The sequence below is a fragment of the Mesorhizobium silamurunense genome (assembly GCF_014843825.1).
Taxonomy (GTDB): Bacteria; Pseudomonadota; Alphaproteobacteria; order Rhizobiales; family Rhizobiaceae; genus Mesorhizobium; species Mesorhizobium silamurunense.
The window spans coordinates 39,818-53,999 of record NZ_JHQR01000068.1 but is presented as its reverse complement, the minus strand read 5'-3'; the positions used below and the strand labels follow the sequence as shown (position 1 = coordinate 53,999).

The following is a 14,182-nucleotide window of genomic DNA, read 5'->3' as shown; positions in this document are numbered from 1 at the left end:
GGCGGGCGGATTGAGCAGCGCGTTGAACGTACAGAACATCGTCGGCGGCGCCGGCGGCGGCGCAATCCTAACCGCCATCATCGGCGCGGTCATGGGCGCGATGAAGAAATAGGTCAGATACCTTTCGGACCTGCGCATGGGCGGCTACGGCCGCCCATTTCTTTTCAACTATTGCTGGCGGCTACGGCCGCCCATTTCTTTTCGAGGATCATTCGCCCGAGGTGACGGTGGACGCAGTCCGCCGCGGTCTCTACATCAGGACGACACTTCGAAAGGAAAGTCATGGGTCAGCTCAATGCCGGCATCGTGCCGGTCACGCCCTTCCAGCAGAACTGCACCATCCTGTTCGACATGAACCATAGGAACGGCGTCGTCGTCGATCCAGGCGGCGATGTCGACAAGATACTGGCAGCGCTGAAGGACAACGCGATCACCGCGGAGGCGATCTGGATCACCCATGGCCATATCGATCATGCCGGCGGAGCGATGCAACTGAAGGACGTGCTCGGCATCGAGATCATCGGCCCGCATGAGGCCGATCGGCCGCTGCTTGCCAATCTCGAGAACCAGGCCAGGCGTTTCGGCCTTGCCGATCCGGTGCGAAATTGCATCCCGGACCGTTTCCTCAGCGAAGGCGACACGGTCTCGTTCGGCGAGCATCAATTCGAGGTGCTGCATTGTCCGGGGCATGCGCCGGGCCATGTCGTCTACTACAATCGCGCGGCCAAGTTCGCCCATGTCGGCGACGTGCTGTTTCGCGGCTCGATCGGCCGCACCGATCTGCCGGGCGGCGATCACGCCGCGCTGATCGCCTCGATCAAGGACAAGCTTCTGCCGCTCGGCGACGATATCGGCTTCATCTGCGGCCACGGTCCGGGCGGCCGCTTCGGCGAGGAGCGCCGGACCAATCCATTTTTGGTCTGACCTGCATACAAAACAAAAGCGCCGCGGAGAGGCGGCGCTTTGCTCGGGGCAGGGAACCCTAAGTCTGTTAGTTGGCGACGCAGAAATGCTGCTCGCCATCATTGCCGGTAAAGGTGCCGGTACGCGAGTTGAAGGTGCGGTAGCGGTCCGAGCAGTACTCGTACCAGTCGCGGGTCCACGGCTCGGCATAGCGGTCGGCATAGACGACACGCGGCTGAACGTAGTAGCGGCGAACGGGCCGGTCGACATAATAGCCGTCCTCATAGGCCGGATCGTAGTACCTCGGCCCGGGATTGCTGAGCGCGCTGCCGATCAGGGCGCCTGCCGCGAGGCCGACAACGCCGGCGGCGAGGGCGTCGCCGCCATTGTGATGATGACGACGCCAGCGCCAATCGTCAGCATTGGCCGCCGAGAAGGTGGCCAAAGTGGTCGCGGCAATGCCGGCGGTCAGGATGGCGGTCTTGAGAAATCGGTTCATTTTCGGTCTCCTTCGCGCCGGCCCGCGTATTTTTCAGGGGATGCGGATCGGCTTTAGCAAAGGTTAATAGGAGACCGTGGCTGAACGGAGGCTGAACGAAATTGGTCGAAACGGTTTCGCGGCTCGAACAAAATTCCGAGCTCTGCGGGGGCGTCCCGCCTGCTCAGCCTCCGTCGGATCTGTCTTGAGCCGGCTCAGCCGATAGACAGATTGACGGCCTTCGGACCCTTGCCGCGCTTGTCCGGCTCGGTGTCGAATGTCACTTTCTGCCCATCCTCGAGACCGGGAAGGCCCGACGCCTGCACGGCCGAAATATGGACGAAGACATCCTTCGCGCCATCGTCGGGCGTGATGAAGCCGAAGCCCTTGGCATGGTTGAAGAATTTGACGGTGCCGGTCTGCGGCATGGGAAGCTCCTTTGATCCCATCAAGTCAGTCTCGGGCCGGCAAACTGCCCGAGAGGAAATTTGTCCTTTATTTTAGCGCTATCGGCAAGAGAAAGTTTTCGCCTGCCAATCCAACCATTTGCCGGACAAAAAAGGGCGCGACGGAACCGTCGCGCCCTCGAAAACTCAAGCTTCTTGCGAAGCCTGCTCATGATCCTGCCACGCCGTTCATCAGCTCAGAACAGGCAGCTTTGCCTGCTCAGGCGGCGCGCAGGTTGACCGCCTTCGGGCCTTTGCCCATGCGGTCCGGCTCGACGTCGAAGGTGACCTTCTGGCCGTCGACGAGCGTGCGCAGGCCCGAGGCCTCGATCGCGGAGATGTGGACGAACACGTCCTTGGCGCCGCCGTCAGGCGTGATGAAGCCGAAGCCTTTGGTGGCGTTGAAGAACTTTACGGTGCCGGTCTGGGCCATGGGGAAACTCCTTCACCCGTATCAGTCTCGGGGGCCTGCCCGCTGTCTGGTGGCTTGGGCAAGTCCCGGTGGTTGCTTCGGCTGTCATGCATTCGCGCATGGTCAAAGCCCCCGCCGAAAAACGGGGCCGTCAGAGATTCACACTATCGGGGAAAGGTCGTCCAAAACGTGCCGCTCTCCGGGTCGCAAATGCCCGAACGCCAAATTTATTACACGGAAACGTGATGGTTGCAAGACGGCGCCGCGGGCGGCCCTTGGCGCGCCCAACGCAGGGCATCGATAGACCCGGCGTCTTGACTGGTCATCGGCCAGAGAAAAGCCAGGCATAGGCCAGCGCGAAGGCTCTGCGGCGCCGGGTTCATTCGGTCAGGCCAAATCACCGACCGGGGTTGCCTTTGATGCCGGAATAGCGAGGATTGCGCGAGTTGATGCCGGTTTTTGGCAGCCGAGGAGGGAACCCGATGCGATTTCTTGCGGCAATCGTTTCGGGGCAGGGCCTTGTCGCCCTGCTTCTGTCGGCATTGCTGGCGGCCTGTACGGTGGTCGTCGACGAAGGACCGCGTCCACGCCCGCCGAGGCCGCATCCGCAGCTCTGCACCATGCAATACGAACCGGTCTGCGCACGGCGCGGCGGCGACCGCCAGACCTTCGCCAATGCCTGCCAGGCGGAGAGGGCAGGGTATCGTATCGTGCGTGACGGCCCTTGCCGGGATGGTGGCGGTGGGGCCGGCGACGGAGAAACCTTCTGCACGCGCGAATACGCGCCGGTCTGCGCCAGGCGCCGCGGCGAATTGCGCACTTTCCCGAATGCATGCGAAGCCCGCGCGGCGGACTACCGCATCGTCGGCGATGGACCTTGCTAGCGAGGCCCGGTTTGCGTTCCGCGTCGCGGGCAGCTCGTCGGAGCGCTACGCACACACTTGCATCTCCCGTCCGCTTGGCTTAGGTCCGGCGGGCGGACAAACACGGCAGGTTTCCCATTAACAGAGATCAGAGAAGAGCGGCGGGCGCGAGTGGCAAGGCCAGTTCGGCGAGCCCGCTCGATCCTCATGTGCAGCGGGCGCTGCAACTGCACCAGGCAGGGCGCCGACAGGAAGCGGAGCAGCTTTACCGGCAGGTGCTGGGACAGCAGCCGAACCATGCCGCTGCACTGCATTTCCTCGGGCTTCTCCTGCATCAGACCGGCCGCAGCGAGGAAGGGCTCGACCTGATCGAGCAGTCGGTGACGCTGCAGCCCAGGAATGCCGATTTCCTCAACAATATGGGCACGGTCATGCGCGACCTCGGTCGCGTCGCCGCCGCTGTCGATTTCTTCCGCGGTGCTGTGGACATCCGACCGGACCAATTGGCAGCGCGCGACAATCTCGGCTCGTCGCTGAAGCAGCTCGGCCAGTTCGAGGGCGCCGAGGAGATCTACCGCGGCACGATCGGCCGCAACCCGTTCCATGTCCGCGCCCGCATCGGCCTTGCCGAAACGCTACAGGAAGCCGGGCGGCTGGACGAGGCGATTGCATTGTTTCGCGAGTCGCTGTCGATCCGGCCCAAGGATGCGGAGCTGCTCTATGGGCTCGGCGTCGCCATGATGGAGAAGGGCAAGCTCACTGAAGCCGCCGATCTTGCCCGCCAGGCGGTGGCGATCGCTCCCGCCATGGCGAAGGCCTGGCTTCTGCTGACCCAGGTCAAACGCCAGTCCGAGCGCGACCCCGAGCTTGCGAGCATGGAGGCCGAGCACGCCAAGGCGCCGCAGGACAGCCTCGCGCGCATGCAGCTTTCCTTCGGCCTCGGCAAGGCCAATGACGACCTGAAGGACTATGGCCGCGCCTTCGACTATTTCGCCGAGGGCAACGCGATCCGCCGCAAGGGCATCGACTACGATCCGGTGAGGACACGCGACGAGTTCGAGGCGATGAAGGCGGTGTTCGACAAGGCCTTCTTCGAGAAGCACAAACCAAGCGACATTGCCGACGATGCGCCGATCTTCGTCGTCGGCATGCCGCGTTCCGGCACGACGCTGGTCGAGCAGATCATCGCCAGCCATCCCCAGGTTTTCGGCGCCGGCGAGCTCAGCATCCTGAAGACGGCGGTCGGCAAGCAGTTTCCGATGAGCATGCAGGGCGGCTTTCCCTGGGGGATCGCCGACATGCCGGACAAGGCCTTCGCCGAGGCGGGGCAGGCCTATCTCGACATGCTGCATACCCGCTATCCGGGCTTCCGCCACGTCACCGACAAGATGCCGGGCAACTTCCTGCTGGTCGGCTTCCTTCACATGATGCTGCCGAAGGCGAAGATCGTGCATTGCGCGCGCGACGCTGCGGCCACGTGTCTGTCGATCTTCAAGGTGCATTTCCGCGGCGACAGCCACCGCTACGGCTATGATCTCGGCGAGCTCGCCGATTTCCACAACCTCTATGCCGACATCATGGCGCATTGGCACAAGGTGCTGCCCGGCGTCGTCCACGATGTCCGTTATGAGGATTTCGTCGCCGACCAGGAAGGGCAGACACGCGCCTTGATGGCGCATCTCGGCCTGCCCTGGGACGACAAGGTGCTGGCGTTCCACGAGACCGACCGGCCGGTGCGCACGGCGTCGGCCGCGCAGGTGCGCCAGCCGATGTATCAGGGCTCGGTCGATCTGTGGAAGCGCTATGGGGACAGGCTGAAGCCGCTGCTCGATAAGCTAGGCTGATATTAAGGTGAGGCCGGCCTGCGAACGGTGGTTACCTGCGCTTCCGGCCTTCGCCGGCCGAAGCATCATGACATGAGAGCCGGCCGAAGCATCATGACATGAGAGTGGCGTGGCAGTTAAGGCTACGGCCGGCATAGGCCGGTACTCACGTACTTAACGTACGCTCCGTTCGGTTCTCGGAAACCACCTTTCTCGGCTCGGCCTGACCTCAATCTCAGCCTACCTTGGGGTCAAGCTACTCAAAGCTCGATGAACGGCTGGAAGCCGCCGAAGATCATGCGCTTGCCGTCGAACGGCATTGTCGACCAGTCCATCTTGAGGCGCTCATCGGCCATCACTTTCGCCATGACCGCGTCGCGGCTCTGCCTGGAGCCGTACACGACCCAGGCGAAGATGACGACCTCGTCGTCCTTCGCCTGCACGGCGCGCGGAAACGAGGTCAGCTCGCCGTAAGGCACGTCGTCGCCAATGCATTCGACATAGGCGAGCGCGCCGTGCTCCATCCAGACGGCGCCGGCATTGCCAGCCATTTTCTTGTAGTCATCGAGATTTGCCTTCGGCACGGCAAGCACGAAACCATCGACATAGGACATGGTGTACTCCTTTGCTGAAAACGGACGCCGGGTCGGCGCGGATACGACCCGGCGCGGTGGGCGACGCTTGCTCGCTAGGAAACCTATTTCACCGGCGCGTTCATCGCCCAGGCGACGCCGAACGGATCCTTCACCTGGCCCCAGCGGTCGCCCCAGAACATCACCTGCAGCGGCGTGACGACTTCGCAGCCGGCGTCGACGGCGCGCTGCCACCAGGCATCGATGTCTTCGCTGCCGAGATGGAGCTGCAGCACGTAGCCCTGCGCCGCCTGATGCGGATGGCCGTGTTCGGGATAGGCGTCGCCCAGCATCAGCGTCGAGCCGTTGACATAGAGATGGATATGCATGGTGCGGCCCTTGTCGTCCGGCGGATAGGCAAAGACCTCCTCGGCCCCGAAAGCCTTCTTGTAGAACTCGGCCGCCTTGATGGCGCCGTCGACCTGCAGATAGGGGGTCAGTCCGCCAAGCACCTTGGCGCGGGGTGGGGTCTGGTCGGTCATCTGCGTGTTCCTCTTCACGGGTTGATTGGGCCTTGCGATCAAAGACGGACGAGGCGACAGCAATCCTACACGGTCGCGGAAATTTTTTCAGAGGGCCGGGCCCTGGGCACCAGTGGTTGAATGAAAGGCCGTGAAACGAACTTGCATCGGCTGGCCCCATTCAGAGCGCAATTCTCGCGGCTTGCGGGCTAGAAAAGGCGGAACCAGACGCCGCTCCGAGGCTACGATGATCCTTTACTATCAAACACATTCTCCCTTCGCGCGCAAAACGCTCGTCTTCGCTCACGAGGTCGGCATTGCCGGCCGGCTCGAGGTCATTCATCACGAGACCAGCCCGACATTGCGCAATGCTCGCGTCTACGCTGAAAACCCGCTCGGCAAGGTGCCGGTGCTGTTGCGACCCGATGCGACGCCGATCTTCGATTCAGACGTGATCTGCGCCTATCTCGACACTTTGCATGACGGTCGCAAGCTGCTGCCGCAGGACGGGGAGGGACGCTGGCAGGCGTTGAGGCTGCAGTCGGTCGCCCAAGGCCTGGCGCAGACTGGCATTGCCTTGCGTTGGGAGTTGGTGCTCTTGCCGACGGATATCGGGAGAAGATCGAGGCGAGCTACGACTGGATCGAAAGCGCCCTCGACGATGAGGTGTTGCCTGACGTCGGTCACATAGCCTTAGCCACCACGCTGTCGTGGATGGAGTTCCGTCACCTTCCGTCTTTTCGTTTGCGCGGAAGGTTGACGCGCTGGTACGAGGCTTTCGAAAAGCGCGCATCAATGCGGGCAACGCCACTTTCGGGCGATACGCATGATTGAGCGGCGGTCGCCTTCTGACGGCCGCCGTCAATGGCGGACTCCGGGCTGCAAATATCGAAGCGCCTTTCAGACACGAGAGTTGTTCTGCGCGTCAAAGGCTTCCGGAAAGCCGATATCCTTGCGCAGCGCGGCCGGTAGAGAGAGCAAGATGCGTTCACTGCGGTAGCGGGCGCGTGCCGCCGCATACCGGGTTGCTATGCGTCCGATGGATGACAGTACCGACATGATCAATTCTCCCTGGTTGATGCCGGCATCATCGTGTCGGCATCCCAAGGACGGAGGGTGCTGCGGCGATCCGACAGATCGCGTGAATTTTTTGCGCCCGAAAGCCGGCTTGCAGAAGGCCGGGCTTTGCGGTGGTCTCAGCGCTCCGTTTCGGCGGCCGCGCGGAAGAACTCCTCCGGACCGTCGACTTCGATCAGCCGCCGCTTCTCGATCAGCCAGAAGCGATTGCCGACCGCGCGAATGAAGGAGCGGTCGTGCGAGGCGAGCAGGCAACTCGCCTGATGTTTCAACAGTTCCTCCTCCAGCGCTTCCTGGCCGTCGATGTCGAGGTGGTTGGTCGGCTCGTCGAGGAGATAGAAGTTGGGGTTGATCAGCCGCAGCACCAGCATCATCAGCCTCGACCGCTGCCCGCCCGACAATGCGCCGATCTTTTTCTCCTGCATCTCGATAGCGACGCCGGCGCCGGCGAGAAGCGAGCGCGCCCGCTGCTCGCCGGCCTCGAAGCGGCGCGAGACCATCGCCAGCGGCGTGTCGTCGCCGCCGATGCCCGACAGCGCCTGGTCGCTGTAGCCAAGCACGGTCGACGGCGTCACCTTGATGTTCTCCACCGACCCTGGCTCGGCGATGGCGCTGCGGATCATCGCAATGAAGCGCGACTTGCCGACGCCGTTGCGGCCGAGCAGCACGATGCGGTCGTCCTGGCAGATGTGGCGCTTGCCGGTCCTGAACAGCAGCGTACCGTCGGGCGTCTCCACGGCCGGGTCCTCCAGCGTGATCAGCACCTTGGCGTGCGTGCCGCGGTTGGCCAGCCTGATCGCGCCGGCCGAACGCTCGCGATGCGCCGCTACCGCCGCATCCTGCAGTTTCTCCGCCCGCTCCTTGAGCTGCTTGGTCTTCACCGTCAAAAGGTCGCTGCCGGAATTGATGCCGATGTTGTTGAGCTTGGCGGCCTGCTTGCGCAATTGCTGGGCGACCTTCATGTCGCGTTCGAACTTGCGCGCCGTCGAGGCGTCGAGCTCGTCGAGAGCCTCTCTCGCCCGTGAATAGGGCAGGGCAAACACCGGGGATTCTTCCGGGCGCAGGAACAGCGTGCGGTTGGTGACGGCGTCGAGGAAGGCGCGGTCGTGGCTGGCAATGATGACCGGCACCTCGCGCGGCAGCGCGTTGAGCCAGGTTTCCAACTGGCTGATCTTGGCAAGGTCGAGGTGGTTGGTCGGTTCGTCGAGCAAAAGCACGTCCGGGTCGGTGACCCAGACGCGGGCGATCAGCGCCTGCCGCTGCCAACCGCCGCTCAAGGCGCGCATCGGCCGGCCGCGCATTTCTTCCGGCACGTCGAGGGAATCCAGCACGACGTCGACGCGCCAAAGCTCGCTGTCGCGCTGCTCGACCGGCAAGGCATCGGCAACGATCTGGTGGAAGCTGCGGTCGAGCAACGCCTCGGGAACGGACTGCTCGACATGGCCGACACGCAGGCCGCGCGACCTGGTGATGTCGCCGGTGGTTGGTTCGAGTTCACCCGTCAGGCATTTGAGAAGCGTGGATTTGCCACGGCCATTGGCCGCGACAAGACCCAGCCGATCGCCAGCGCCGATGGTGAGGTCGAGGTTGGAGAAGAGCGGCGCACTCATGGTGACGCCGAGGGATTTCAGGCTGATCAGGGCCATTTGGATTTCTCTGGTCTTGGCCGACTCTTTGTGGAGCATGATCTCGAAAACCGGTTCCCACTTTCGGGATCATGCTCTAGCGGCTCGATGCACTCTGACGGTGCGCGTGCCGGCTTCATGCTCGGAATAGCGCACCACGAAGGGCAGACCAAAAAATCGAAACGGGAAAACCCGGACCGTCCGGTCAGCCCTGCAAGCAAGCTCGCAGGGCGGAAATCGGGCCACGCTGACGATGGTGACGATAGAACGTGAACACGTGAGCCCTCCTTTCAAGACGTTCGAGTGCGCGGACTGGCTACACCGGGGACGGGCAGATGGCAAGGGTCGGCGGGCGACAGGTCAGACAGACCTCAAATGGCCACCGCTCACCCCGTACTCCTCGTTCAAGTCCAGCAAGAAATGCCCGAAGACCGAGCTTTTGGCGAGATCGACGACGATGACCAGAAGGGTGTTAAAGCGGCCGGTACCAATCAGAACCTGATCGAAGCGGTTTAGGGCGTCCCGGTAGACGTAGTGAACGTCGTTTAAATAGGGCAGGCCAATCTCATCCAAGTTCAGCGCATCGACATATGGCCATATGTCCACAGCGGCCTCCGCCGTGGCGGTGACGTCCGTCATGGGCTCTGCAAAGCAAGCTTTGAACTCGTCTTCCTGGAGTCTTCGAGTAGCGACCATCGCGCGTTCTAGCCGCCGGTTGAGAATGCTCGCAACAGCGCGCTACTGTCCCGGCCGCCCGGTCTTGCTTGGCCTGCCCTTCTCCCGACGGGCGTCGCCAGGGTCCTCGTAGGAGCCAATGCCGGCGCGCTGACGGACGATTGGTTTGTCGTCGCGATCCTTCGCGCCTGTCCTGTCAGACATCTCCCCAACATGCGGGGAGATCGGCTGTGGCTTTGCCGGCTTCTTTCCTTCCACCGGCTTTTCCGTCCGCCGCACCGTCATCTCGTCGAGCGAGTTCTTCTTGAACAGCGGTTTGGTGGCCTCGCCGGGAATGCCGAAGTCGGAGCCGTGCGCTTCATGCGCCGACTGCTTCTTGAACAGCGAGCGCGACACCGCGCCGGCAGGGGTCGGCATATCGGTGCCAGGTCCCATGTCGTCGATCGACGGCTTCGCGAACAGCGGCTTCTTCGCCGGCACGGCGCCGTCGGCGCCCATTTCGTCGAGATGTGGCTTGCGGAAGAGGTTCGGCCGGGCAGCCTTGGCCGCCTCTTCGGCGGCACGTGCTTCATCGAGCTTGCGGAAACGCTCCTGTTCCTCGGCCGTACGATGTTTGGCCACACCCTTGTTGTGCTTGCCCTTTTCGCGGCCTGAGGCAGGGCTTTGGCTTTCCACCTCGCGCGCAAGCGGGTCGTCGGAGATCGCGAGCTCCATCTCGCGCAGCCGCTTGATCTCGTCGCGGATGCGGGCCGCCTTCTCGAAGTCGAGATTGGCGGCGGCGTCGCGCATCTGCTTGGCCAGCGCCTCGAGATGGGTTTTCAGATTGTTGCCGATCATCGCACCGGCATCGTCGGTGAATTGCGAGATGTCGGCGCGCACGTGGTCCTTCTCGTAGACCGAGTCGAGGATATCGGCGATGCGCGACTTGACCGATTCCGGTGTGATGCCGTTGGCCGCGTTCCACTCCATCTGCTTCTCGCGGCGGCGGTTGGTCTCGGCCATCGCCCGCTCCATCGAGCCGGTGATCTGGTCGGCATAGAGGATAACCTTGCCGTCGACGTTGCGGGCGGCCCGGCCGATGGTCTGGATCAGCGAGGTTTCCGAACGCAGGAACCCTTCCTTGTCGGCGTCGAGGATGGCGACAAAGCCGCATTCGGGAATGTCGAGGCCCTCGCGCAGCAGGTTGATGCCGACCAGCACGTCGAAGGCGCCGAGGCGCAGGTCGCGCAGGATCTCGATGCGCTCCAGCGTGTCGATGTCGGAGTGCATGTAGCGGACGCGGATGCCGTTCTCATGCAGATATTCGGTAAGGTCCTCGGCCATGCGCTTGGTGAGAACCGTTACCAGCGTGCGATAGCCCAGCTTCGTGGTCTCGCGGATCTCGCCGACGACATCGTCGACCTGGCTCTTGGCCGGGCGCACCTCGACCGGCGGGTCGATCAGGCCGGTCGGGCGGATGACCTGCTCGGCGAAGACGCCGCCGGACTGCTCCAGTTCCCAGCCGCCTGGCGTCGCCGAAACGGCGACCGACAGCGGACGCATGGCGTCCCATTCCTCGAAGCGCAGCGGCCGGTTGTCCATGCAGGATGGCAGGCGGAAGCCGTACTCGGCCAGCGTCGCCTTGCGGCGGAAGTCGCCGCGATACATGCCGCCGATCTGCGGCACGGTGACGTGGCTCTCGTCGATGAAAATCAGCGCATTGTCCGGAACATATTCGAACAAGGTCGGCGGCGGCTCGCCCGGCTGGCGGCCAGTGAGATAGCGCGAATAGTTCTCGATGCCGGCGCAGGAGCCGGTCGCCTCCAGCATCTCGAGATCGAAGCGGGTGCGCTGCTCGAGACGCTGCGCTTCCAGAAGACGGCCAGCCTTTTCAAGCTCTTGCAGGCGGTGTTGCAATTCTTCCTTGATCGACTTGATAGCTTGATTCAAGGTCGGCCTCGGCGTCACATAGTGCGAGTTGGCGTAGATCTTGACGCTTTTCAACTCGCCGGTCTTCTGGCCGGTCAGCGGGTCGAACTCGGTGATGGCCTCGATCTCGTCGCCGAACAGCGAGATGCGCCAGGCGCGGTCCTCGAGGTGGGCGGGGAAGATCTCGATCGTGTCGCCGCGCACGCGGAACGAGCCGCGGACAAAGTTGATGTCCTGGCGCTTGTACTGTTGCGCGACGAGGTCCGCGAGCAAGGCGCGCTGGTCGAGCCGGTCGCCAACCTGCATCTGGAAGGTCATCGCCGCATAGGTTTCGACCGAGCCGATACCGTAGATGCAGGAGACTGAGGCGACGATGATGACGTCGTCGCGCTCCAGCAGAGAGCGCGTCGCCGAGTGGCGCATGCGGTCGATCTGCTCGTTGATCGAGGATTCCTTCTCGATATAGGTGTCGGTCCGGGGCACATAGGCCTCGGGCTGGTAGTAGTCGTAGTAGGAGACGAAATACTCGACCGCGTTTTCCGGGAAGAATTTCTTGAACTCGGCGTAGAGCTGCGCGGCCAGCGTCTTGTTGGGCGCCAGGATCAGGGCAGGGCGCTGCGTCTCCTCGATCACCTTGGCCATGGTGAAGGTCTTGCCGGAGCCGGTGACGCCAAGCAGCACCTGGGTTCGGTCGCTCTGGTCGACGCCCTCGACAAGATCCTTGATGGCGGTCGGCTGGTCGCCTGCCGGCTCGAAATCCGACACCATTTTGATAGCGATGCCGCCTTCCGACTTTTCCGGACGGGCCGGACGGTGCGGCGTCCAGAGCTGGCCGTCCTTGTGCAGCGGATTGCCGGATTCGATCAGCGCCGACAGCGCCGCGACCGTGGCGGTGACACCGCTAGAGGAAACCGACTCGGCGTCCTCAAGGCTGATGTCGAGGCCGGCCACCGGGTTGAGGCCGGCGGCCGCGCGCTCCTTTGCCGACGCCGCGCCGCCCATCGAGGTGCCGCGCGCCGTGCGACCGGGCGCGGACGAGCGTTCGGGGATCTTCTTCGGCTTAGCGCCTTCCCTCCCCCTTGAGGGGAGGGTGGCGGCGGAGCCGCCAGGTGGGGTCGGTACGTCCGGACTCGTTTCCTTACGTCTCGCGCTGCCTCCGGCGCCCCCCTCTGTCGCCTTCGGCGACATCTCCCCTTCAGGGGGGGAGATTTGGCGCTTCGCCTCGCGCTCGATCTGCCCGGCCCAATCGGAGATCGAGCCGGTCAGCGGCGCGCCGGAGAACTCGTTCTGCGGCGCTTCGGCAAAGCCACCGGGCTGCAGCGGCTCGGCGGCGTCGAGGAATTCGGTCAGCGGGCTGCGCCGTTTCGGCGCGCCCTCTTGCGCCGGCGAGGGCGTTTTCTTGTCGGTACGTTTGGCCATGGCCCGAATATGGGAGGACTCGGCCGAAATGGAAAGAGCGGAGTGAAATGGCAGGCATGCCCCGCGGACGCTGCTGACAGAAGGCTGTCAGGTGGCATGTCGCGCGCGCTTCACCTCAATTGAACCACAACGCGAAAGTCAAAAATCCGGCGCCGCCGAATTCGCGCTGGATCTGGTCGAAGTCGTCGGTGGCGAGGATTTTTCCGCTTTCGAGATAAGGTGCGATGGCGGGGCCGGTGATCGACAGGACGAGGTCGAAGGGTTTCGGCTCGTCGAAAAAGCGCTTCATGTTGATGCCTTTGCCGGTGATGCGGAAATGCGGCAGCAGCGTGCGGCCTTCCAGCAGGTCCTCGGCCATGGCCAACGCGGCGAGCCAGGCCTGCACCTGGTCCTCGCCTACCTCGAGGCCGGTGAGCGGATTGAGGCCTTTCTGCTGCGGTCCCGGCAGCCATTCGCGGTCGTTGTCTGTTTCGGCGAGGATCGCTTTCCAGTCCTCACGCGACAGCCGGATCATCTCCAGGAGGTGGCGGCGCGCGGCTTGCCGGCGCTCCGGCTCGATCACCGGCCAGTTGACGAGATGCACCAGCGAGATGAAGTCGGCGAAGCGCCATTCCGAGGCGAAAATGCTGCCGCTCATGCCGCCGTCCGGCGGCACCAGCGTGTCCTGCAACGGAAGTTTCGCGCGCGGGAACAGCATATGGAAGGAGCCGTCGAACATGGTCCTGAAATCATGCGCCAGCCAGAAGTCGGCCTGCGCGATCAGGAACTCGGCATAGCCCTGCAGCCAGAAGCCGTCGGCGCGGTCGAAGCGGACGGTAAGCTGCGGCGCGGCATCGCTCGTGTCGGCGCTGCCGCGTGAGAGCGAGGCCATGATCGCGGCGATGCTTTCGTCGGGCGCGATGTTGCCATCCTCGTTGAGATCGATGCCGGCATGAGTGAGGTCGACCACCATGCCGATATCGGCATCGCCCGGCACGGAGCCGAGCGTGGCGGCGGATTTCTCCAGCCGGTCGCGGAAGGCGACCAGGATGGCGCGGAATTGTTCATAGGTAAGCGGCTCGGGGTTGGGATTGTCCGGCACCGGCAGCCGCATCAACGGCAGCATGAAGGATTGCGGGCTCTCGAAACCGTGGCGGTGGAGACCGCCGGCGAGGATTTCCAGGGCGGTGAAGAATTCGCCGGCGCCGGCCGCATAGGCCGATCCCGGATCGCCCGATGCCGCTGCCTCGAGCGCGGATAAGGCGGTGTTCCGCTCCGAAACGGATTTGGCCTCGAACAGGGTTTTTGCAGCTACCGGCATTTCCGCCGCGACTGACGAAATCGGCAGGCAAAGAAACAAGGCGGCAGCAATCAGGCCGGCAATGCGCGTCATAGTCATTCTCCACTCCCAGTGCGGCGACCATACACCTGTTTGGCCGACGACGCCCGCCTGGCGGCAGTGGAGTTGCGGCTGGCGATCA

Annotated in this window: 13 protein-coding genes and 1 pseudogene; 4 read left to right on the top strand and 10 right to left on the bottom strand. The window is 63.6% G+C overall.

What is annotated here, in order from left to right:
* The first annotated feature begins 282 nt into the window (after positions 1-282).
* Positions 283-924: an MBL fold metallo-hydrolase gene (locus tag DH10_RS08635; RefSeq protein ID WP_192256197.1), complete on the top strand. Its 642-nt coding sequence runs from the start codon at positions 283-285 to the stop codon at positions 922-924.
* Positions 925-991: 67 nt separating this feature from the next.
* On the opposite strand, the gene DH10_RS08630 is transcribed toward DH10_RS08635, so the two are convergent.
* From DH10_RS08630 to DH10_RS08620, 3 genes are all read right to left on the bottom strand, one after another.
* The gene (locus DH10_RS08630; RefSeq protein WP_192256196.1) at positions 992-1,402 is read right to left on the bottom strand and encodes a BA14K family protein; all 411 of its coding nucleotides are present in this window, start codon (positions 1,400-1,402) and stop codon (positions 992-994) included.
* A 194-nt stretch (positions 1,403-1,596) separates the two neighbouring features.
* Positions 1,597-1,809, bottom strand: coding sequence for a cold-shock protein (locus DH10_RS08625; RefSeq protein ID WP_006202521.1), 213 nt, complete (start codon positions 1,807-1,809; stop codon positions 1,597-1,599).
* A gap of 238 nt (positions 1,810-2,047) precedes the next feature.
* A complete protein-coding gene (locus tag DH10_RS08620; RefSeq protein WP_006202520.1) occupies positions 2,048-2,260 on the bottom strand; it encodes a cold-shock protein in 213 nt (70 codons plus the stop codon).
* Between the two features lie 461 nt (positions 2,261-2,721).
* Here DH10_RS08620 and DH10_RS08615 point away from each other — a divergent pair, with 461 nt between their 5' ends.
* Together DH10_RS08615 and DH10_RS08610 are read left to right on the top strand one after the other, a co-directional pair.
* A complete protein-coding gene (locus DH10_RS08615; RefSeq protein WP_192256195.1) occupies positions 2,722-3,123 on the top strand; it encodes a Kazal-type serine protease inhibitor domain-containing protein in 402 nt (133 codons plus the stop codon).
* 188 nt (positions 3,124-3,311) lie between these two features.
* A complete protein-coding gene (locus tag DH10_RS08610; RefSeq protein ID WP_192256194.1) occupies positions 3,312-4,946 on the top strand; it encodes a tetratricopeptide repeat-containing sulfotransferase family protein in 1,635 nt (544 codons plus the stop codon).
* A 239-nt stretch (positions 4,947-5,185) separates the two neighbouring features.
* On the opposite strand, the gene DH10_RS08605 is transcribed toward DH10_RS08610, so the two are convergent.
* Entirely contained in the window at positions 5,186-5,539 is a 354-nt protein-coding gene (locus DH10_RS08605; RefSeq protein ID WP_192256192.1) for a DUF1428 domain-containing protein, read from the bottom strand.
* Between the two features lie 83 nt (positions 5,540-5,622).
* Positions 5,623-6,039 (bottom strand): VOC family protein, encoded by a 417-nt coding sequence (locus DH10_RS08600; protein WP_192256190.1) that lies wholly within the window; start codon positions 6,037-6,039, stop codon positions 5,623-5,625.
* A gap of 226 nt (positions 6,040-6,265) precedes the next feature.
* Between DH10_RS08600 and DH10_RS08595 the strand changes: the two are divergent.
* Positions 6,266-6,852, top strand: a pseudogene (locus DH10_RS08595) (glutathione S-transferase family protein).
* 66 nt (positions 6,853-6,918) lie between these two features.
* Here DH10_RS08595 and DH10_RS08590 read toward each other — a convergent pair.
* The 5 genes from DH10_RS08590 to DH10_RS08570 all read right to left on the bottom strand — a co-directional run bounded on the left by DH10_RS08590 (position 6,919) and on the right by DH10_RS08570 (position 14,094).
* Positions 6,919-7,077, bottom strand: a complete 159-nt coding sequence (locus DH10_RS08590; protein ID WP_192256188.1) for a hypothetical protein — start codon at positions 7,075-7,077, stop codon at positions 6,919-6,921.
* A gap of 137 nt (positions 7,078-7,214) precedes the next feature.
* Positions 7,215-8,741: an ABC-F family ATP-binding cassette domain-containing protein gene (locus DH10_RS08585; protein ID WP_192256186.1), complete on the bottom strand. Its 1,527-nt coding sequence runs from the start codon at positions 8,739-8,741 to the stop codon at positions 7,215-7,217.
* Between the two features lie 339 nt (positions 8,742-9,080).
* Positions 9,081-9,359: a hypothetical protein gene (locus tag DH10_RS08580; RefSeq protein ID WP_192256184.1), complete on the bottom strand. Its 279-nt coding sequence runs from the start codon at positions 9,357-9,359 to the stop codon at positions 9,081-9,083.
* A gap of 99 nt (positions 9,360-9,458) precedes the next feature.
* Positions 9,459-12,722: an excinuclease ABC subunit UvrB gene (uvrB, locus tag DH10_RS08575; protein ID WP_246811519.1), complete on the bottom strand. Its 3,264-nt coding sequence runs from the start codon at positions 12,720-12,722 to the stop codon at positions 9,459-9,461.
* Between the two features lie 115 nt (positions 12,723-12,837).
* Positions 12,838-14,094: a hypothetical protein gene (locus tag DH10_RS08570; RefSeq protein ID WP_192256293.1), complete on the bottom strand. Its 1,257-nt coding sequence runs from the start codon at positions 14,092-14,094 to the stop codon at positions 12,838-12,840.
* Positions 14,095-14,182 lie beyond the last annotated feature (88 nt).